19 protein-coding genes are annotated in these 19,802 nt (G+C 67.9%); 5 read left to right on the top strand and 14 right to left on the bottom strand.

What is annotated here, in order from left to right; genetic code table 11:
• Nucleotide 1: 1 nt before the first annotated feature.
• The 5 genes from QM841_RS01995 to QM841_RS01975 form a co-directional block, all read right to left on the bottom strand.
• The gene (locus QM841_RS01995) at nucleotides 2–736 is read right to left on the bottom strand and encodes an ABC transporter ATP-binding protein (protein WP_283330725.1); all 735 of its coding nucleotides are present in this window, start codon (nucleotides 734–736) and stop codon (nucleotides 2–4) included.
• Nucleotides 712–1,569, bottom strand: coding sequence for an ABC transporter permease (locus tag QM841_RS01990; protein ID WP_283330724.1), 858 nt, complete (start codon nucleotides 1,567–1,569; stop codon nucleotides 712–714). Before QM841_RS01990 ends, QM841_RS01995 begins: the two co-directional genes overlap by 25 nt.
• Entirely contained in the window at nucleotides 1,566–2,633 is a 1,068-nt protein-coding gene (locus QM841_RS01985) for an ABC transporter substrate-binding protein (protein WP_283330723.1), read from the bottom strand. Before QM841_RS01985 ends, QM841_RS01990 begins: the two co-directional genes overlap by 4 nt.
• A 290-nt stretch (nucleotides 2,634–2,923) precedes the next feature.
• Nucleotides 2,924–4,135 (bottom strand): ROK family transcriptional regulator, encoded by a 1,212-nt coding sequence (locus QM841_RS01980; protein ID WP_283330722.1) that lies wholly within the window; start codon nucleotides 4,133–4,135, stop codon nucleotides 2,924–2,926.
• Nucleotides 4,136–4,282: 147 nt separating this feature from the next.
• Nucleotides 4,283–5,017 carry an LppU/SCO3897 family protein gene (locus QM841_RS01975; RefSeq protein ID WP_283330721.1) on the bottom strand — a complete coding sequence of 245 codons (735 nt, stop codon included), beginning with the start codon at nucleotides 5,015–5,017 and terminating at the stop codon, nucleotides 4,283–4,285.
• A gap of 174 nt (nucleotides 5,018–5,191) precedes the next feature.
• Between QM841_RS01975 and QM841_RS01970 the strand changes: the two genes are divergently transcribed.
• Nucleotides 5,192–6,871 (top strand): DNA repair helicase XPB, encoded by a 1,680-nt coding sequence (locus tag QM841_RS01970; RefSeq protein ID WP_009477999.1) that lies wholly within the window; start codon nucleotides 5,192–5,194, stop codon nucleotides 6,869–6,871.
• A 37-nt stretch (nucleotides 6,872–6,908) separates the two neighbouring features.
• Nucleotides 6,909–7,577: a DUF3239 domain-containing protein gene (locus QM841_RS01965; RefSeq protein WP_271210701.1), complete on the top strand. Its 669-nt coding sequence runs from the start codon at nucleotides 6,909–6,911 to the stop codon at nucleotides 7,575–7,577.
• Nucleotides 7,578–7,584: 7 nt separating this feature from the next.
• Here QM841_RS01965 and QM841_RS01960 read toward each other — a convergent pair whose 3' ends face one another.
• The 8 genes from QM841_RS01960 to QM841_RS01925 are packed head-to-tail and all read right to left on the bottom strand — an operon-like array spanning nucleotide 7,585 to nucleotide 15,678.
• A complete protein-coding gene (locus tag QM841_RS01960; protein WP_283330720.1) occupies nucleotides 7,585–8,148 on the bottom strand; it encodes a GNAT family N-acetyltransferase in 564 nt (187 codons plus the stop codon).
• A 36-nt stretch (nucleotides 8,149–8,184) separates the two neighbouring features.
• On the bottom strand, nucleotides 8,185–9,174 hold the full coding sequence (locus QM841_RS01955) for an LLM class F420-dependent oxidoreductase (RefSeq protein WP_283330719.1): 990 nt from the start codon (nucleotides 9,172–9,174) through the stop codon (nucleotides 8,185–8,187).
• 13 nt (nucleotides 9,175–9,187) lie between these two features.
• Nucleotides 9,188–10,414, bottom strand: a complete 1,227-nt coding sequence (locus tag QM841_RS01950; protein WP_283330718.1) for an MFS transporter — start codon at nucleotides 10,412–10,414, stop codon at nucleotides 9,188–9,190.
• Nucleotides 10,411–11,754, bottom strand: a complete 1,344-nt coding sequence (locus QM841_RS01945) for an LLM class flavin-dependent oxidoreductase (RefSeq protein ID WP_009477994.1) — start codon at nucleotides 11,752–11,754, stop codon at nucleotides 10,411–10,413. Before QM841_RS01945 ends, QM841_RS01950 begins: the two co-directional genes overlap by 4 nt.
• A 25-nt stretch (nucleotides 11,755–11,779) precedes the next feature.
• Nucleotides 11,780–12,655, bottom strand: coding sequence for an ABC transporter permease (locus tag QM841_RS01940; protein ID WP_283330717.1), 876 nt, complete (start codon nucleotides 12,653–12,655; stop codon nucleotides 11,780–11,782).
• On the bottom strand, nucleotides 12,648–13,484 hold the full coding sequence (locus QM841_RS01935) for an ABC transporter ATP-binding protein (RefSeq protein WP_005244194.1): 837 nt from the start codon (nucleotides 13,482–13,484) through the stop codon (nucleotides 12,648–12,650). Before QM841_RS01935 ends, QM841_RS01940 begins: the two co-directional genes overlap by 8 nt.
• Nucleotides 13,481–14,569 carry an ABC transporter substrate-binding protein gene (locus QM841_RS01930; RefSeq protein ID WP_283330962.1) on the bottom strand — a complete coding sequence of 363 codons (1,089 nt, stop codon included), beginning with the start codon at nucleotides 14,567–14,569 and terminating at the stop codon, nucleotides 13,481–13,483. The genes QM841_RS01935 and QM841_RS01930 overlap by 4 nt, the downstream gene beginning before the upstream one ends.
• Nucleotides 14,570–14,607: 38 nt before the next feature.
• Complete coding sequence (locus tag QM841_RS01925; protein WP_283330716.1) at nucleotides 14,608–15,678, bottom strand: ABC transporter substrate-binding protein; 1,071 nt, start codon at nucleotides 15,676–15,678, stop codon at nucleotides 14,608–14,610.
• A 280-nt stretch (nucleotides 15,679–15,958) separates the two neighbouring features.
• On the opposite strand from QM841_RS01925, the gene QM841_RS01920 reads away from it, so the two are divergent.
• Nucleotides 15,959–16,879: a sigma-70 family RNA polymerase sigma factor gene (locus tag QM841_RS01920; RefSeq protein ID WP_283330715.1), complete on the top strand. Its 921-nt coding sequence runs from the start codon at nucleotides 15,959–15,961 to the stop codon at nucleotides 16,877–16,879.
• On the opposite strand, the gene QM841_RS01915 is transcribed toward QM841_RS01920, so the two are convergent.
• Nucleotides 16,854–17,453 carry a carboxymuconolactone decarboxylase family protein gene (locus QM841_RS01915; RefSeq protein WP_054247119.1) on the bottom strand — a complete coding sequence of 200 codons (600 nt, stop codon included), beginning with the start codon at nucleotides 17,451–17,453 and terminating at the stop codon, nucleotides 16,854–16,856. The two genes, QM841_RS01920 and QM841_RS01915, sit on opposite strands and share 26 nt — an antisense overlap.
• Before the next feature lie 120 nt (nucleotides 17,454–17,573).
• Between QM841_RS01915 and QM841_RS01910 the strand changes: the two genes are divergently transcribed.
• Both QM841_RS01910 and QM841_RS01905 read left to right on the top strand, forming a co-directional pair.
• The gene (locus QM841_RS01910) at nucleotides 17,574–18,761 is read left to right on the top strand and encodes a pyridoxal phosphate-dependent aminotransferase (RefSeq protein ID WP_054247104.1); all 1,188 of its coding nucleotides are present in this window, start codon (nucleotides 17,574–17,576) and stop codon (nucleotides 18,759–18,761) included.
• Nucleotides 18,758–19,795 (top strand): AraC family transcriptional regulator, encoded by a 1,038-nt coding sequence (locus QM841_RS01905; protein ID WP_283330714.1) that lies wholly within the window; start codon nucleotides 18,758–18,760, stop codon nucleotides 19,793–19,795. Before QM841_RS01910 ends, QM841_RS01905 begins: the two co-directional genes overlap by 4 nt.
• Nucleotides 19,796–19,802: the final 7 nt, after the last annotated feature.

The raw sequence follows: 19,802 nt of genomic DNA, 5'->3' as shown, positions 1-19,802 counted from the left end.
CTTACTGTGCCGCTACCTCGACGCCGAGGGCGCCGAGCAGCGTGTTGCGAAACTCGTGGAACTTGCTGTCGCCGAGCGCTCTCGGCTTCGGGATGTCGATGCTCTCGTCGACGACGATCTGCCCGCGGTCGAGAACGAGCACCCGGTCGGCGAGCGCGATCGCTTCGTCGACGTCGTGTGTGACGAGCAGGACGGTCGGGCGGTGGCGGCGGATCAACTCCTGCAGGAGGGCGTGCATCTTGATCCGGGTCAGCGCGTCGAGAGCACCGAAGGGCTCGTCGGCCAGGAACAGTTGGGGCTCGCGGACCAGCGCTCGGGCCAGCGCCACCCGCTGCTGTTCACCGCCGGACAGTTCGCTGGGCCACGCCTTCTCCCGGCCCGCGAGCCCGACTTCCGCGAGCGCCGACGTTCCCTTGCTCGTGCCGCTGCGGCCCAGTCCGAGCGTCACGTTGTCCAGCACCCTCAGCCACGGCAGCAGTCGTGAGTCCTGGAATGCCACCGACACCTCCTCGGGCACCGTGAGGGTTCCGCCGCGGCCCTCGACGTCGTAGTCGAGGCCGGCGAGCGCGCGGAGCAGCGTGCTCTTGCCGGACCCGCTCTTTCCGAGCAGGGCCACGAACTGCCCGTCGGGAATGTCGAGGTCCAGGCGGTCGAGTACGGTCTTGTCGCCGAATCCGCGGACGAGGGATCGCACCTGCACGGCGGCGGGTTCTAGGCGGCGAGCGTCTTGCGCCATGACAGCGACCGCCTTTCGATGTAGCGGAGGACGGAGTCGGACAGGAGACCGAAGATGCCGTAGACCGCGAGCCCCACGAGAATCACGTCGGACTGTCCGTAGTTCTGTGCGTTGTACATCATCTTTCCCAAACCGGTCACCGCGTTGATTCCCTCGACGACGATGAGGGTGAGCCAGGCGCCGGTCACCGAGAGGCGCAGTCCCAGAAAGAATCCCGGCATCGCACCCGGCAGTACGACCTTGCGGATGAACGTGGCCCGGGACAACCCGAGGACCTCGGCGAGTTCGACGTACCGGTTGTCGATCGACGTCAACGAGTTGTGTGTCTGGATGTACATGTGGACGACGACACCGAGCGCGATGATCACGATCTTGAACGTCTCGCCGATGCCGAGCCAGAGGATCAGCAGTGGGATGAGGCCGAGCGTCGGGATGGCGCGTTTGAGCTGGATCGGCCCGTCGATCAGGGCGTCACCGGAACGTGTCAGACCGGCGACGACGGCCAGGGCCGTCCCGATCACCACGCCGAATGCGAAACCGATGGCGGCGCGGCTCAACGACGCGAGGACGTGTTCCTGCAGGACGCCGGTGGAGATCAGGTCGACGGCCGTGGTGACCACGGTCCACGGCGCGGACAGCTTTCGCGCGTCGATGACGCCGGTCAGACTTCCCACTGCCCACACCGCGAGGAGGAGCAGGACACCGGCCAGCCGGGAGAACGGAAACGCCTTACGCAGCCCGAGTCGGCGGATCTGCCGATCGGCGACGCCGAGCCTCGGGGCCTCGGGGGCGACACTGCGTGCCGGTGCCGGCGCGGAGAGAGTGCTGGTCATCGCTGCACACCGCCCCGGTACTCGGCCGGAACAGCGTCGGCGGCGATCGTCTCGAATCGCCGGTCGAACAACTCGTTGGCATCGAACTCACTGAAGTAGCCTGCATCGGAGAGCAATTGGACGGTGTCCTGCGTCCACTCGACTGCGGCGTCCCAGTTGGCGGGGTAGACCGGGCGCTGCCCGACGGAGGCGACGATGCGCTTGCCGTCCTCGGCCGATACCTGTTCGCTCTCCACGTAGTACTTCTGGATCCAGGCGTCCTGGTTCTCCCACGCCCAGATCTCCCCGCGGGCCCAGAACGGAATGAACGCTTTGATCGCCGCGGCCTTGGCCGGGTCCTGGAGAACTTCCACCGGTGCCCAGAGCACGGTGAGCGCGTCCACGGCGTCGGTGGCCAGCGCCTTGGCTCCGTCCGGCCCGTACTGGTTCAGGTACTTCGTCACCGTCGGCTCCGACAGCGGCGCGACGTCCACCTGCTTCGACTGCAGCGCGGTGAGGAACTGCGGGCTGGGGAGTTCGACGAGCTGGACGTCCTTCGTGGTCAGACCCTGCGCCTTCAGCGTTCGCAGGATCACCACACCCTGCGCCTGCCCGGGTGAGAACGCAATCTTCTTGCCCCGCAGGTCCGGCAGTTCCGTGATGTCCGAGCCGGGAGCGGTGGCCAGCCGGTACTGCGGCTGTTCCTTCTCCCGGACCGCGACGATCTTCGCGTCGAGCCCGGTGGCGTGCGCCTGGATCGGCGGGATCGCGGCGTTGGTGGCCAGATCGACCGCGTTGCCCCGGAAGGCCTGGATCACGTCGGGACCGGCACTGACGTCCGGCCAGTCCGACACGGTGAACGGGAGGTCCGCGAGCTGGCCGGTCGCCTCGAGCTGCAGCCGGGTGGTCTTGATCGACACGCTGAGCGAGGTTCCGTCCGGAACCTGATCGGGGACAGCGTCATCGAGAGACAATCCGCCGGAGGAACCGGAAGAGCAGGACGCGAGCCCGAGCGCCACGACGCCGGCGAAGGCGACGCGCGTGAGGCGCCGATACCCGGGGGAAGACACGAGTGAACTGGACATGATTGATCCTTCGAAGGATGTGATCTCCGGTCGGGCACACCGGACGCGGTCGTCGAGTGCCACAGAGGAGCGAAGAGGAAGAACGGAAAGGTGTTTCGAGCGTCCGCCGAAGTCAGCGGGGAGGTGTCAGATGCGACCCGGTCGCGTGCGGCGACAACAGGACTCGGAGCGACACGAGGATGTACGCACACTGTCCGCCATGGTGGTGTTCACACCAATATCCTTGCGATCCAGCGCAATCGACGTCAACATTGCTTCCCACCGAATTAACTCGGGGCCTGTGATACATGTCACGATATGCCGGCCAACGGCCGCACGAAGCTGGTGAGAGGCGCCCGGTAGAGCTCCGCGAGGATCACGGAACCGGCGGATACCGGCAGTGCCCGCCCGGGAAAACTGGTGGACAGCACCGACCGTGACGGGTCGTCACATGTCGCCGACGACTCCCCGACTGCTCGCCGAACCGTGTCGAGAGTGCCCGGAATCTGGCTCACGCCTTGGTCGCAGACGATCAGGACCTCCGGATTGAACAGATCGAGCAGCCGGGCAGCCACCACCCCCACGCCGTGCGCCCGTTCCTCGAACAGTGCCAGTGCTGCCGGCTGCCGACGTCGACCCGCGTCGAGGAGGTCGCCGAAAATCGGCCGCTCGATGATGCCGAGTTGCATCGCCCTGCGCACCAGCACCCGATCCGACAGGGTGGCCTGCACGCATCCGGTACGCCCGCAGGCGCACTCCTCGACGCTGTTCTCGACGGGCACGTGCGCCACCGCGCCTGCCGCCGCGCGCGGTCCGTGGTGGACCACGCCTCCGGTCGCGAACGCGGCGTCCACCACGTTCCCGACGAAGAGCTGCACCACACTGTCCCGTGCCCTCGGCTCCCCGAACAACACCTCCGCGTCGATGAGGGCGCGCGCGTGCGAATCCATCCGCACGTCCAGACCCGTGCTGTGCTCGAGATCCGCCCGGACCGGGTACCCGTTCCACCCGGGGATCGGATGCTCACGCACCACACCCGATTCCGAGTCGATCCAGCCACCGGCCGCGAATCCGACGCCGATCGGGACAGACACGTCACCGTGTCGGGCGGCCAGCCCCTCGAGGGTCGTCACGGCGTTCCGCAGGATCTCGGCCGGTCCGAGCCCGAAGTGCGGATCACGGGATCGGGCCAGCACCTGCCCGCGCAGGTCGAGCAACGCGGTGGTCACGTGGGTCATCGCCAGGTGGATGCCGTAGACGACGAAGCGGGTGTCGTCGAGGTCCACCGGGACGTGTGGCCGTCCCAGACCGGTGGGACCCGAGATCTCCGGCAGTTCCCGCAGCAGACCGCGTTCGACGAGCTGCGCACTGGCGGTGGTCACCGTCGCGGGTGAGAGTCCGGTGACCCGCGCGATCGTGCTGCGCGCGATCGGCCCGTGGTCGAGGACGGTGCGCAGCACCGTGCCCGCGCTGGCGCCGGAACGGCCGGCACCACGCCGGGTGTCGGGCTCGGTTCGCGCCATCGTTCCCACCTTCCCCGCGCGCAGTGATTTCGGTTGATCTCGAACGCTATCGAAGGGGAACGTGCAGTTCAACGGACTCGATTCCCGTGAATTTAACTCCCTGTGAGTACTTGTTAACCACGGGCGGTTAATAAGTACTCACGGGGGCTAGCCACCCAGATTGACCTCGATGCAGTACGTGCGCTCGGGTTCGGAGAACGCGATGGGAAATGCGTTGTCGAACTCGCTGCACAGGGTTTCGTCGTTCTGGCCGTCCGCGCGTCTCACGACCTTGACGGTCTGCATGTCGGTGCAGTCGGACGGCACGATCCGGCCGTCGTCCTCGAGTAGGTAGCAGGAGTCCTCGAGCATGTTCGGAACGAGGCAGAGCGTGGTCTGCACGTCCTCGTCCTCGCTCACGAGGGTGTACGAGAAGTAGTCCTCCGCGCACTGGACGTCGCCGTCGTTCTTCTGCGCCACCTCGTACGTGGCCTCGCTGTCGGAGCAGTCCCGCTTCTCGTGTGAGGTGTCGGCCGCGGTCGTCGACGCGGACTCGAAGAAGAGGCAGTCGCCGACGTCGAGAGCGTTCTTGTCGGCGCTCTTCACGGCGAACACAGCGAACGCGGCGATAGCGGCGAGGATCACGACGGCGACGACGCCGAGGGTGATGAACAGCCCCTTCCGCGATTTCTTCGGCGGCTGCCCGTACTGGCCGGGCGGGTACTGGCCGGGCTGCTGCCCGTACTGGCCGGGCGGATACTGGCCGGGTTGCTGCGCGTACTGCCCCTGCGGGTACGGCTGCTGCGGGTACTGACCCTGCGGGTACGGTTGCTGCGGGTTGTTCGGCGGTTCGCCGGGGACGTTCGGATCGGGACGGTTGGGGTCGTCGGGGGGCTGGGTCATCGCGAGCCTCGTCTCTGGGTCGATCCATCCGGCTGTCCCTCAATTTAGGCCCCGACCGCCCCGGATGTGCAGGTATCGGGCCGCGTCGAAGGCCGCGACGTGGCGCGGTGTCGCTCAGATCAGGACAATGGACAGGCTGGCTACATCCGGCACCGCATTTTCGAGGAGGCTTCCGTGACCGACGGACCGTTGATCGTCCAATCCGACAAGACCCTGCTGTTGGAGGTCGATCACGAACGCGCGAACGACGCCCGTCAGGCGATCGCGCCGTTCGCGGAACTCGAGCGCGCGCCCGAACACGTCCACACCTACCGGATCACCCCGCTGGCCCTGTGGAACGCGCGCGCCGCCGGACACGACGCCGAGCAGGTGGTCGATGCACTGGTCAACTTCTCCCGGTACGCGGTGCCCCAGCCGCTGCTGGTCGACATCGTCGACACGATGGCCCGGTACGGGCGCCTGCAGCTGGTGAAGAACCCGGCCCACGGTCTGACGCTGGTCAGCCTGGACCGCGCGGTCCTCACCGAGGTGACCCGGCACAAGAAGATCGCCCCGATGCTCGGTGCGCGCGTCGACGACGACACGGTGGTGGTTCACCCGAGCGAGCGCGGTCGTCTCAAGCAGTTGCTGCTCAAGGTCGGCTGGCCGGCGGAGGACCTCGCCGGGTACGTGGACGGTGAGGCGCACGCCATCGACCTGGACTTCGACGGCACGTCCCCCGGATCCGCGGACGGCACGTGGCACCTGCGCGACTATCAGGAGATGGCCGCCGACTCGTTCTGGGCGGGCGGGTCCGGTGTCGTCGTCCTGCCGTGTGGTGCGGGTAAGACGATGGTCGGTGCGGCGGCGATGGCCAAGGCGAAGGCCACCACGTTGATCCTGGTGACGAACACGGTCGCGGGACGGCAGTGGAAGCGTGAGCTGATCGCGCGCACGTCGCTCACCGAGGAGGAGATCGGCGAGTACTCGGGCGAGCGCAAGGAGATCCGTCCGGTCACGATCGCCACGTACCAGGTGATCACCCGGCGCACCAAGGGCGAATACAAGCATCTGGAGCTCTTCGATTCCCGCGACTGGGGTCTCGTGATCTACGACGAGGTGCACCTCCTGCCCGCCCCGGTGTTCCGCATGACCGCCGACCTGCAGTCCCGTCGACGCCTCGGCCTCACCGCCACCCTGGTGCGCGAGGACGGCCGTGAGGGCGACGTGTTCTCGCTGATCGGGCCCAAGCGGTACGACGCGCCGTGGAAGGACATCGAGGCGCAGGGGTGGATCGCGCCCGCCGACTGCGTGGAGGTGCGGGTGACGCTGACGGACGCCGAACGGATGTCGTACGCGGTCGCCGAACCCGACGAGCGGTACAAGCTGTGTTCCACCGCGCACACCAAGATCGCGGTGGTGAAGTCGATCCTGGAACGGCACACCGATGCACCGACGTTGATCATCGGCGCGTACCTCGACCAGCTCGACGAACTGGGTGAGGCGTTGAACGCCCCGGTCATCAAGGGGTCGACCAAGAACAAGGAGCGCGAGGAGCTGTTCGACCGTTTCCGGGCGGGCGAGATCCAGACGCTGGTCGTCAGCAAGGTCGCGAACTTCTCGATCGACCTGCCGGAAGCGTCTGTTGCCGTTCAGGTTTCGGGTACGTTCGGTTCTCGCCAGGAGGAGGCTCAGCGTCTGGGCCGCCTGTTGCGACCCAAGCACGACGGCGGCCAGGCCCACTTCTACTCGGTGGTGGCACGCGACACGCTCGACGCCGAGTACGCCGCCCACCGGCAGCGCTTCCTCGCCGAGCAGGGGTACGCGTACCGGATCACCGACGCGGACGATCTGCTGGGCCCCGCCATCGGGTGACCGCCTGCCACCGGACCGGGGCCTCTAAGCTGGGGCCGTGCGACATTTCGAGTTCACCGTCGACCGGCCCTACGCGAAGTCTGTCAACCAGACGTTCGCCGACATGCGACGCCTGCAGGTGTCGGCGATCGTGGTGGCTCTGCTGTTCGCGGCCGCCGCTGCCGGTCTGATCCTGCTCGCCCACCCCTGGTCGATCATCCTCGGTGTCGTCGTGGCGATCGCCGCACTGACGTCCGTGTGGGTGGCGTTCTGGGTGCCGAAGAAGGTCGGCAGCATCGAGGAGTTGTACGCGAAGAGCCCGCTGGTGCCTGCCGTCGTCTCGGAGGTCCATCCCCGCGCGGTCACCCTGCTGTCGCTGATCGACGTCGCGAAGCCCTCCGCGGGCCGGGCGTCGTACGCCCTCGTCACTCGCAACGTTCCGATCCGGACCGGTCAGAAGCAGAGGGTGGGCGACAGGGTGCCGTCCGTCGCACTCCTGAACGACCGCAGCACCCGCAACGACGCCGCCACGTGGGAGATGGTCAGCCCGATGCCGATCGCGTGGGGCACCCGCGACGCGGCGGTGCGTTCCCGCGCGGAAGACGCCATCGATCAGGTCGAATGGGATTTCCTGCAGAGCCGGATCCCCGAGTCCGAGCACATCCGGACCAGCCCCGAGCAGCGAGTCGCGGTGTCCGAGCACGACCTTCCGGAGGGCCTGCGCTGATCGGCAACTAGTCGGGCCAGCCTTCGGCCGGTTGCCGCGGGTCGCCGGCGAGCAGGGCGGCCACCCACGAAGCGCGCCGGACGCCGCGCTGCACGAGCCCGGCGCGCTGGACGCCCTCGAACCGGAAGCCCACCCGGCGGGCGACCGCCGCCGAGTCGAGATTGCCGACGAACGCGCGCCATTCGATGCGTTCGAGCCCCATACCGTCCGGCCGAAACGCGAAATCGCACACCAGGTTCACCGCGGTCGTCATGAGGCCCCGCGACCGTGCCGCCGGCGACAGCCAGTATCCGATCTCCGCCGCCGTCACATCCCGCGCCATCAGACCGATCATCCCCAGCACGGGACCGTCCTCGCGTTCGCGCAGCGCCCACGTGGGACTGCGGTCGGCCCAGCCGGACGGCACCGTCTGCCGCACGAACTGCTCGGCGTCCGAGCGGCCGTACGGCGCGGGCATCGTCGTCCACTCGGCGATCGACGCGTCGCTGCATGCCGCGCAGATCTCGTCGACGTCGGTGACGACCGGCGGGCTCAGCCACAGCGTGTCGGCGGCGAGGGTGACGACGAACATGCCCGCCACTCTATGCCCGGTGAGGCGGCCTATGGATCAACGCAGCGCGGGCAGCACTTCCTTCTCGAACAGTTCGATGCCCGACGTGTCGTACGCGGCTTCGGGGAAGTAGAAGATGCCGTAGGACATGCCCTGCTCCTTCAGCGCCGACAGTTTCTCGACGATCTGCTCCGGCGTTCCCACACCGGGCATTCCGCGGAAGGCTCCCAGGGCACCCTCGGCGGCGTCGGCGCCGACGTGGGGGGTGAGCCGGTCCTTCAGGGTGAGCAACCGCTGCTCGACCTCCGCCTCGGTGGTGCCGATCGCGACGTTGTAGTTGGCCGAGCGGGTGATGGCGTCGAAGTCGGTGCCGACGGTGTCGCAGTGCTTCCGCAGGATCTCGGACTTCTGCGCGAAGCCCTCGGGTGTGCCGTCGAAGTTGGTGTACTGCGCGTACTTTGCCGCGATCTTCAACGTCACCTTCTCGCCGCCACCGGCGATCCACAGCGGGATGCCGCCTTCCTGCAACGGAAGTGGGCGGACGATGGCACCGTCGACCTGGTAGTGCTTGCCTTCGAGGGTCGCGATGCCGTTGGCCCAGGCCTGACGCATGATCTGCACGCCCTCGTCGAGGCGACCGAGACGCACACCGGCAGAGGGGAATCCGTATCCGTATGCCCGCCACTCGTGCTCGTACCAGCCGCCGCCGATACCCATCTCGACGCGTCCGCCCGAGATGAGGTCGGTGGTGGCGGCGACCTTCGCGAGGTAAGCCGGGTTGCGGTAGCTCATCGCCGTACACATCTGGCCGAGACGCACCCGCGAGGTGACCGCCGCGAACGCGGACATGAGGGTCCACGCCTCGTGCGTGGCCTCCTCCGTCGGTGCCGGGACGGTATGGAAGTGGTCGTAGACCCACAGGGAATCCCAGGACGAACCCTGATCGGCGCGCAACGCGAAGTCGCGCATCACCGACCACTGATCCGCGGGATCGATTCCGACGAGATCCAGACGCCAACCTTGAGGAACGAACAATCCGAAGCGCATGAAACGAATGTACCTATGCTTCCTGTTTTTCGAGCGGTAAGGAATCGGGCTCCGGCGGGGTCGGCGGTGGCCACGGGGAATAGACCGGGATGAACCGGAACAGGAGGCCGGCGCCGACCAGCGCCGCTCCCCCGATCGCGGCGACGGCGGCCCCGAGCGGGACGACCGCGGCGAGCGCGCCGACGCCGAAGGGTCCGGCGAACATGCCGGTGTCGTGGGTGAGCCGCCAGGCGGCGAGGAATTCGGCGCGGGTCGCCGGTGGGGCGATGTCGGCGCCGAGCGTCATGATCACACCGTTGCCGAGCCCGTTGCCGATGCCCATCACGACGGCGACGACCCCGATCGACAGGAGATCGTGCGAGAACGGCAACGCCAGGTAGGACACCCCGATCACCAGAAGCGACGGCACCGCGATGAACCGGCGACCGTACCGGTCCATGAAGTGTCCGGCCGGATACGAGCACAGCAGATCGACGGCCGCTCCGACCCCGAAGACGAGACTGACCTGGGCGGCGTCGAGTCCGAGATGGGCAGCCCACAGCGGCAGCACCGCCTCCCGCGAGGCGCGGGCCGCACCCATCAGGAGCGACCCGGCGCCGAGCGTGGCCAGCAGCTTCCGGTGCCGGCGCAGAATCGACGGCAGCGTCGCGTGGGTACCGGCGGTGCCTGCGTGGCGCCGCGGCGGGTCGGGGACCCTCGACATCAGCCACCCGGACAGGACGACGCCGACGAACTGCACCATGAATCCGCCCCGGGCGCCGACCACCAGGATCACGGCGGCGCCGAGCAGCGGTCCCACGAAGAAGCCGAGCCGCCACATCGCCGCGAACGACGACATCGCCCGGGCCCGCAGCCCGATCGGCACGGCGTCGGCCAGGTAGCTCTGGCGGGCCAGCCCCCACACGGCGTTGGCGAGCCCGGTCAGCAGTGCCCCCACACCCAGCATCCAGGGTGTCTGCGCGAGCAGACAGACCAGCACTCCGGCGGCGCCGACGGTACTGCCGCCGATGATGGACCGCCGCTCCCCGAACCTGGCGACGATCCGGCCTGCGGGCAGGTCGCCCAGGACGGCGCCGAGCCCGACGACCGCGACGATCAGCCCGGACACGGCCACGGACGCACCCAGTTCGCGGGCCGTCAGTGCCATGACCGGGGCGGCGGCCCCCTGGCCGATGCCGAAGATCGCGGCGGGAACGAAGACGGTGGTGACGAGAGGTTTCAGACCGGTCTCGCCGCTCATGCGCTCGCTTCGTCGACCGCGCCCGCGAACCGGTTACCGACGTCCGTGAGACCGTAGTGACCGCGCAGGGTGGTCGCGGTGTACTCCGTCCGGAACAGTCCGCGCTGCTGCAGGATCGGGACGACACGGTCGACGAAGTCGTCCAGTCCGCCGGGCAGGTAGGGCGGCATGATGTTGAAACCGTCGGCCGCGCCCTGCTCGAACCACGTCTGCAGCTCGTCGGCGACCTGTTCGGGGGTCCCGGCGAACGTGCGGTGCCCACGTCCGCCGCCGAGCAGCCCGATCAGCTGCCGGACGGTGAGCGAACCGTCCGCCGCGAGGTCCTTCACCAGCTGGTAGCGGCTCTTGTTGCCCTGGATCTCGTCCAGCGGCGGAAGCGGCGGAAGCGGGGCGTCGAGGGAATGCTTGGTGAGGTCGACACCGAGCATCGTGGACAGCTGACGCAGCGAGTACTCGGGCGAGATCAGGTCGGTGAACGACTGCTCGAGCGCCTTCGCCTCCTCCTCGGTGTCCGCGATGAACGGCACGATGCCGGGCAGCACCTTCAGGTCGCCCGCATTGCGGCCGTGCTTGACGACACGCGCCTTGAGGTCGCGGTAGAACTCCTGACCCTGTTCCAGGGTGCGCTGCGCGGTGAACACGGCCTCGGCGTACCGCGCGGCGAACTCCTTGCCGCTCTCGGACGAGCCGGCCTGCACCAGCAGCGGCCGCCCCTGGGCGGACCTCGGCGAGTTGAGCGGGCCCTTGACCCGGAACCGCGGTCCGTCGTGGTCGATGGTGTGAACCTTGCCGGGGTCGGCGAACACGCCGGTCTCCGGGTCGAGCACCACCGCGCCGTCCTCCCAGCTGTCCCACAGGGCGAGCGTGACGTCGACGAATTCCTCTGCGCGCTCGTACCGTCCGCTGTGTGCGGGGATGCCGTCGACGCCGAAGTTCGCAGCCTCGTCCGCACCGGCCGAGGTCACGATGTTCCACCCCGCCCGGCCGCCGCTGATGTGGTCGAGCGACGTGAACTTGCGCGCCAGGTTGTACGGGTCGGAGTAACTCGTGGACGCGGTGGCAATCAGTCCCACGTGTTCGGTGGCGACGGCGATCGCCGACAGCAACGTGACGGGCTCGAAGATCGCCTGGGTGTTGTGCTTGATCCGCGGTCCGACGGCGAGACCGTCCGCGAAGAACACCGAATCGAGCTTGCCCCGCTCCGCGATCCGGCCGAGTTCCTGGAAGTGTGCGACGTCCAGAACGCGGTGCGCCTCGGTGCGGGGATGGCGCCACGCCGCCTCGTGATGTCCCACACCCATGAGAAAGGCGTTGAGGTGGAACTGGGAATCCTGTGACATGTGGAGTTTCTTTTCCGGTAAGTGACTAGACCCGCCAGCGGGACAGCCTGCGTTCGATCAGTACGAGAACGGCGTTGAGCGTCAGCCCGAGAACCGAGATGGCGACGATGCCCGCATACATGTTGGGGATCTGGAAGTTGAACTGGGAGGCCGTGATCAGGTAACCGAGGCCGGCCTTGGCCCCAACCATCTCGGCGGCGATCAGCACGAGGATCGACGACGCCGCCGCCATGCGGATGCCGGTGAAGATGGTGGGAACGGCGGCGGGAAGCACGACCTTCTGGAACAGGCGCACGGGCGACAGTCCCAGCGACGACGCCGACTTGATCAGCAACGGGTCGACGGTGCGCACACCGGAGATCGTGTTCAGCAGGATCGGGAAGGTGCACGCGTAGATCACCAGGGCGATCTTGGACTCCTCACCGATGCCGAGGATCAGGATGAAGACCGGGAGCAACGCCAGCGCCGCCGTGTTGCGGAACAGCTCCAGGATCGGGTTCAGGAAGTCCGACACCGGGCGGTACCAGGCGATCGCGATGCCCAGCGGGATCGCGATCACGACCGCCACGAAGAATCCGATCAGGGCGCGGGAGAGGCTGGCGGACACGTGCTGCCACAGCTCACCGCTCTGCACCAGGTCGAAGAACGCCTCGACCACCGTGGTGAACGGGGGCAAGAACACCTCGTCGACGAGACCGACCCGCGGAGCGATCTCCCACAGCGCCAGGAAGGCGACGATCGCGACGGACGGCTTGAGGATCCGCCAGGCGATCGGACGCAGTGCCGCGCCGGCACGCTGGACGGCACCCGGCTGCGGTGGGGTGGAAGCGGGCGACGGAGCCGACGTCCCGGGCCGATCGATTGCAACGGGAGCTTCCGGTGACGCGAGTGCGCTAGACATGTGCTTCCTCCTTCTCGATTACCTGTGCACGCTCCACTTCGCCGTGCAGCAGCGTCCAGATGCGGTGGCGGTAGTGCCGGAACTGCTCGTTGGACCGGACGTCCTCGCCGCTGCGGTCGATGTCGATGTCCACGAACGTCTTCACCCGGCCGGGCCGCGACGTCAGGACCGCGACCCGCTGCCCGAGGTAGATGGCCTCGTCGATGCCGTGCGTGATGAACAGGATGGTCTTGCCGGTGGCCTTCCAGATGCGCAGCAGTTCGTCCTGCAGCGACTCACGGGTCTGCGCGTCGAGCGCCGCGAACGGCTCGTCCATCAGCAGCACCTCGGGATCGAACGCGAGGCTGCGGGCGATCGCGACACGCTGCTTCATGCCGCCCGACAGCTCGTGCGGGTACCGGTCGCCGAACCCCTTCAGGCCGACGAGCTCGAGGTAGTGCTCGGCGAGTTCGCGCCGTTCCTTCTTGGGCAGTCCCTTGGCCTCGAGCCCGAACTCGATGTTGTGCCGGGCCGTCCGCCACGGCAGGAGTGCGTACTGCTGGAAGACGATTCCGCGGTCGAGACCGGGCCCGGTCACCGGCTGCCCGTCGAGCAGGATCCGACCCGATGTGGGGGTGCTGAGCCCGCCGAGCAGGTCGAGCAGCGTGGACTTTCCGCAACCACTCGGACCGACGAGGACGAGGAATTCGCCGTCCGCGAGATCGATGTCGATGTCCTCGATCGCGGTGAACTTGTCCTTGGACCCGCGCACGTCGAACTGCTTGGTGACGTGCTCGAGGCGGAGCTTGGGCGTCTGAACCCGATCGGGGTTCGAGGCGGTGGTGCTCATTTCTGTCCTTCCAGTACTTCTCCGTCGGGCCCGCTCTCGGGCTGGAACGTGCCGTTGGCGTACGGGTTGAATTCGTTGGTGTAGAGGTCGGTTGCGGTCAACTTGCCCTCGTCGAGCTCACCGTTGCGGACGAGCCAATCGACCCAGGTCTGCAGCTCCTTCTCCTGGATCACGGCCCCGGCGACGGGAATCCCGGAGCTGCGCCAGTAGCCGATGGCCTCGTCGCTCTCGTTGCGGCCACGCTTGTCGATGATGCTCTCGAACCGTGCGACGACCTCCTCACGCGGAGTGACCTGGGTCCATCGGATGGCCCGGGCCGTGCCCTGCACGAAGTCCGCGACGGCGTCCTTGTTCTTCGCCAGGAAGTCGTCGCGCACCACGTAGGTGCCGTAGCTGAAGGCGCCGAACAGATCCCGGTCCGTGAACAGCGGCCGGATGCCCCCACGCTCCTGGGCCGTTTCGCGGAAGATGTCGTTGATGGCAGCCACGTCGATCTGACCTTCGCGCAGGGCCGTTTCGTTGTTCACCGGCGGGACGACGGTCAGCTCCACCTGCTTGATCTCGTCCTGGGTCAACCCCTGCTGGGCCAGCCACTCCCGGACCAGGAACTCGTGGTGCGCACCGAGCGTGTTCATCCCGACCTTCTTGCCGATCAGGTCGCGCGCCGAGCGGATGGGGCTGCCGTCCAGCACGAAGTATCCCGTGTACTCACCGGCGTCCGCACCGTAGGAACTCAGCACCGACGTGATCGGTGCCCCCGCGGCATTGAGCTTGACGACGGCTCCGTTGAATGCCGAGCCGAACTCGATGTCGCCGGTGGCCGCCGACTGGATGTCCTGCGGGCCGCTGGTGGTGTCGCCGACCCATTCGAGCGTGATCTTGTCGTAATACCCCAGGTCCTCGGCGAGTTCGTGGAATCCCACGTCCCCGGCCCACCCCTGGTAGCGCAGGACCGTCTTCCCGTCCTCGGTGGTGGCAGTATCCGACGAGCCGGCGCACCCCGCCACTCCCGAGGCCAACGTGAACAGTGCTGCGGTCGCCGCGAGGGCGCGCACGGCGCCTCGCCGGAACCGGGAGTGGGACATCGACATCACTTTCTTCTCGTGGGGACCTGGGGTGGAGTTCACTTGGCGGCCAGCGCTTGTCCGTCGGGGCCGCTGTCGGCGGGGTACGTGCCGTTGGCGTACGGGTTGTACTCGTTGGTGTAGACGTCGGCGGGCGTGAGCTTGCCGTCCTCGAGTTCCCCGTTGCGGACGAGCCAGTCGATCCAGGTCTCGATCTCCTTGTCGGTGATCACGCCACCGGGACCCGCCACACCCGGCGACTTCCAGTAGTCCACGAGGTCGGTGGTCTCGTTGCGGCCGCGCTTGGTGATGATGTCCTTGTACTTCGCGATCACGTCGTCGCGCGGAGTCGTCTGGGTCCAGCGGATCGCGCGGGCCGTGCCCTGCACGAAGTCAGCGACGGCGTCCTTGTTCTTCGCGATGAAGTCGTTGCGGAACAGCAGCGATCCGTAGGTGAAGGAACCGAAGATGGACTCGTCGGTGAACAGCGGGCGGATGCCGCCGCGTTCGACTGCCTTGTCGCGGAACACGCTCCCGAGCGTGCCGACGTCGATCTGACCCTGCCGCAGCGCCTGTTCGGTGTTCACCGGCGGCACCACGGTCAGCTCGACCTGCTTGATCTCGTCCGGGGTCAGCCCCTCCCGCGCCAGCCACTCACGCACGAGGAACTCGTGGTGTGCGCCGAGCGTGTTCATGCCGACCTTCTTGCCGATCAGGTCACGTGCCGACGTGATCGGGCTTCCGTCGAGCACGTAGTACCCGTTGAACGTCTCCTTGTCGGAGCCGTAGTAGCCGATGACGGACGTGATCGGCGAGTCGGCCGCGGCCAGCTTCAGCACCGCACCGTTGAACGCGCCACCGAAGTCGGTCTGCCCGGTGGCGGCATTCTGAATGCTCTGCGGCCCACTGGTGGTGTCGCCGATCCAGTTCAGTTCGACCTTCTGGTAGTAGCCCAGGTCGGCCGCGAGCTCCGGGAACGAGACCTGTCCCGTGGTCCCCTCGTAGCGAAGTACCGTCTTCCCGTCGGCTGTCGTGGTCGTCTCCGAACTGGAGCACGCGACAGCAAGGCTGGTGAATGTGAGAAGGGCGGCCGCTGCGGCCAGAGTCCGCGCGAAACGTGGACGAATCATCGAAGGTCTTCCTAGTGTGTGTTGCCCGCCCACGGCGAAGCGGCGGGTCGTGCGAGCGCACTCCCGAACCCCGCCCGGCGGTCGCCGGACGGGTGAGCAGGACGTGCAGAAGAAAAAGGGGTGCGAAAAAGCCAGGTCAGCTACGACAGCCGAAACACTGGAACATGGCAGACTCCCTGGAGGTGGTGTGGTCGCCACACCATACGTCCGGACCCACCACCAGGGTCAACGGTTACGCACACGACGGATTTTATGTCTGGACCGCACGTAGGATATCGGCATGCCCACTGCCACGCTGGTAGACGAATTCGAGTCCCACCGGCCGCATCTGCTCTCCGTAGCGTACCGGCTGACGGGAAGCGTCAGCGACGCGGAGGACGCCGTGCAGGAGTCCTGGCTACGACTCGACGACGCGGACGCCGCGAACATCCGCGACCTCCGGCCGTGGCTCACGACGGTGGTCGGGCGGATCTGCGTCGACCGGTTGCGGTCGGCGGCGGTGCGGAGGGAACAGTATGTCGGCCAATGGCTTCCGGAACCCATCGTCACCGGACTGTCGCCGTCGGCCGAGCCGGACCCGCTGGAAGCGGTCGTCCGGGACGAGGACAACCGCCTCGCCGCGCTGATCGTGCTCGACACGCTCACCCCTGCACAACGGGTCGCGTTCGTGCTGCACGACGGTTTCGGGGTCCCGTTCGACGAGGTTGCCGGGATTCTCGGCATCGAGACGCCCGCGGCGCGTCAGCTCGCGTCGCGGGCCCGCAAGGCCGCTGCCGCAACCACACCCGCCGTCCCCGACGACGAGCATGCCGTCGCCGTGCAGCGACTGCTCGAGGCACTCGCCGCCGGCGACCTCGACGCGGTGATCGCGGCGCTGCACCCGGACGCCCTCGTCATCGGCGACGCCAACGGCACCACGAGCACCGCCGTCAACGTCATCCACGGCGCGGACAAGTTCGCCCGCTTCTTCCTCGGCCTCATCAAGCGGTACGGGCCGGCGGTGTTCACCGTCATGCAGCCGGCCCTGGTCAACGGCCAGCTGGGCTTCTTCAGTGCCGCACTCACCGGCGACGAGGCCCACCGCAGCTCGCCGCCGCGAGTGGGTGGGTTCACCGTCCGGGACGGACTCGTCTACGCGGCGTACGACATCGCCAATCCGGAGAAGTTCGGCGGGATCAGGCTGCCGGACCATTCTTCGTGACCGCCGCATCGTCGGCCCACGGCACCCGGCACGAATCGGTGCCGAAACCCTGTTCCGTGATGCCCAGCGCCGAGTACATCCGGGCGCGCATGTTCTCGATGCCGATCTGGTAGGACAGTTCGACGACACCGGCCCGGCCGAACCGGCGCTCGAGGTCCGCCACCTGTTCGTCGGTGACCGTGGTGGGCGTCGCCGTCATCGCGTCGGCGTATGCGATGGCCGCGCGCTCGTCCTCGCTGTACGCGGGCGAGTCGGCGTAGTCGGCGATGTGCTGGAGCCGCTCCACGTCCAGGCCGTCGAGGCGTTGCAGCATCGTGCCGAAGTCCACGCACCACGAGCAGCCGATCGTCCACGCCACGCGGTAGACGGCGATCTCCCGCACGTTCGCGGGAAGCACGGTCGACGCCTTCTGCACCGCCAGCTCGTGCCGGGCCGACGCGACGAACAGCTTGCGGTGATGGGCGAGCACGGTGAACGGTTCGGGTACCTCGTCGAACTTGTGGGCAGCATATTTGTAGGCGACCTTCACCAGCGGGCTCGCGTCCGCCGGGGCCACTGCGGGAATGCGGGGCATTGCGTCCTCCATCGTCACCGGGCGCCCTTCGCGCGCCGTCTACAGAGAAGACGAGACAGCCCTGCAGAACGTGACGCGGCCGTGTGCAACCCTCGCCGTCACACCGACTACGCTGCAGTAATGCCCGCAACGCCGCGCAACCGCACCGTCCAGCGCTTGCAGCCGTTCGCGTCCACCATCTTTGCCGAGATGACCGCGCTCGCCGTGCGCCACGACGCCATCAACCTCGGTCAGGGTTTCCCCGACACCGACGGTCCCGCGTCCATGCTCGACGCCGCGCGCCGAGCCATCGCGGACGGGCTCAACCAGTACCCGCCCGGCCCCGGCATGCCCGTGCTCCGCCAGGCGGTCGCGGCCGACCGCCTGGCCCGGTACGGGCTCGACCACGACCCCGACTCGGAGGTGCTGGTCACCGTCGGCGCCACCGAGGCCATCAGCGCCGCCATTCTGGGGCTGGTCGAACCGGGTGAGGAAGTGGTGCTGATCGAGCCGTACTACGACTCCTACGCGGCGTCTGTCGCGCTGGCGGGGGCGGTACGCCGCAGTGTGCCGCTCGCCCGCTCCGGCACGAAGTTCGTCGTCGACCTCGACGCTCTGCGGGCCGCGATCACGCCGAAGACCCGGATGCTGGTGATCAACACCCCGCACAATCCGACCGGCACCGTGTTCACCCCGGAGGAGATCGCCGCCGTCGCGGAGCTGGCGTGCGAGCACGACCTGCTGGTTCTCAGCGACGAGGTGTACGAGCACCTGGTGTTCGACGGCCGGACGCACACCGCCCTGGCCACTCTGCCGGGAATGTACGAACGGACCGTCTCGGTGTCGAGCGCCGCCAAGACGTTCAACGTCACCGGCTGGAAGATCGGCTGGGCGTGCGGTCCGGCGGAACTGATCGACGCCGTCCGGACCGCGAAGCAGTACATGTCATTCGTCGGCGGCGGACCGTTCCAGCCCGCCGTGGCGCATGCGCTGAGCCACGAGCAGCAGTGGGTGAAAGAGCTGCGGGACAGTCTCCAGGCCAAGCGGGACGTGCTGTACGACGCTCTCGTCGCGTCCGGTCTGGAGGTCCATTCGGGCGGCGGCACGTACTACCTGTGCGCCGACATCACCGCGATCGGTGAACGCGACGGCATCGACTTCTGCCGCAGGCTTCCGGAGCGCATCGGCGTGGCCGCGGTGCCGGTCAGCGTGTTCACCGACCATCCGCAGCCGTGGAACCCGCTGGTGCGGTTCGCGTTCTGCAAGCAGGACCACGTGCTCGAGGAGGCGGCGCGGCGACTCCGGACCCTCGGGGAGCCCGGATCGTGACTGCCCGCACCATCCCCGCCGACTTCGTGCGGCGGTCGCTCGAACTGTCGGCGCGCAGTGGGGTCGATCTCTCCCCCGCGCTGTCGGCGGCGGGAATCACGGCGGCGTCGCTGGAGGATCCGCTGGCCCGGTTGACGCCGACCCAGGTCACCGCGTTCACCCAGGCGGTCTGGCAGATCACGGGCGACGAATTGTTCGGCCTCGGGCCGGCCCCGGTCCCCCGCGGCACGTTTCGGCTCGTCTGCCTCGCCCTGATCCACACCGCGGACCTGTCCGCCGCCCTCGAGCGGATGGCCGACATCCTGCGCGCCCTGCCGTCACTGCCCGCGCTGCACATCGGTCCCGGTATCAACGGCGGAACCCGGATGACCATCGACATCCGCCCGGCCGCGGCCGAACGGTCCACCGAGGACGTGCAGTCGTCGCTCGAGGCCACGCGGGTCACCACCGATTTCCTGCTGATCCTGCTCCACCGTTTCGCGGCGTGGCTCGTGGGCAAGAGGGTCCGGTTGCTGGCCGTGGAACTGCCGTATCCGGCGCCGCTGCCGCAGCTCGCCGAGAACTACGATCACATCTTCGGCGTCCCCGTGACTTTCGATTCCGACATTCCCGCAATCGAATTCGACAACGCGGTCATGCGGGCGCCGATCATCCAGACCGAGGAGACGCTCGAGGACTACCTCCGGGAGTCACCGACGCTGCTGATGTCGGAGCGTGACTACGACAGCACGGCGTCGGCGCAGGTGCGCCGGGTCCTCGAGCTGGGCATGAAAGGCCGGACGTCGACGGCCGAGGACATCGCGGAGATGCTGTCGATCAGCGTCCCCCACCTGCGCCGCCTGCTCCGGCAGGAGGGGACGTCGTTGAATCAGCTGCGCGAGGAAGTGCTCCGCGACGCCGCCGTGGCCGGGCTCCGACGCGGCGAGACCGTGGAGGACCTGTCGGCGCGGCTCGGCTTCTCCGAGCCCAGTGCGTTCCGTCGCGCCTTCAAACGCTGGACCGGCAGCACCCCGAGTTCCTACCGCGGAGCGTGACAGCGCG

The organism is Rhodococcus sp. IEGM 1307, from assembly GCF_030056915.1.
GTDB lineage: Bacteria > Actinomycetota > Actinomycetes > Mycobacteriales > Mycobacteriaceae > Rhodococcus_F > Rhodococcus_F opacus_D.
The sequence above is the reverse complement of the archived record's forward strand: the minus strand, read 5'-3'. Positions and strand labels throughout refer to the sequence as shown.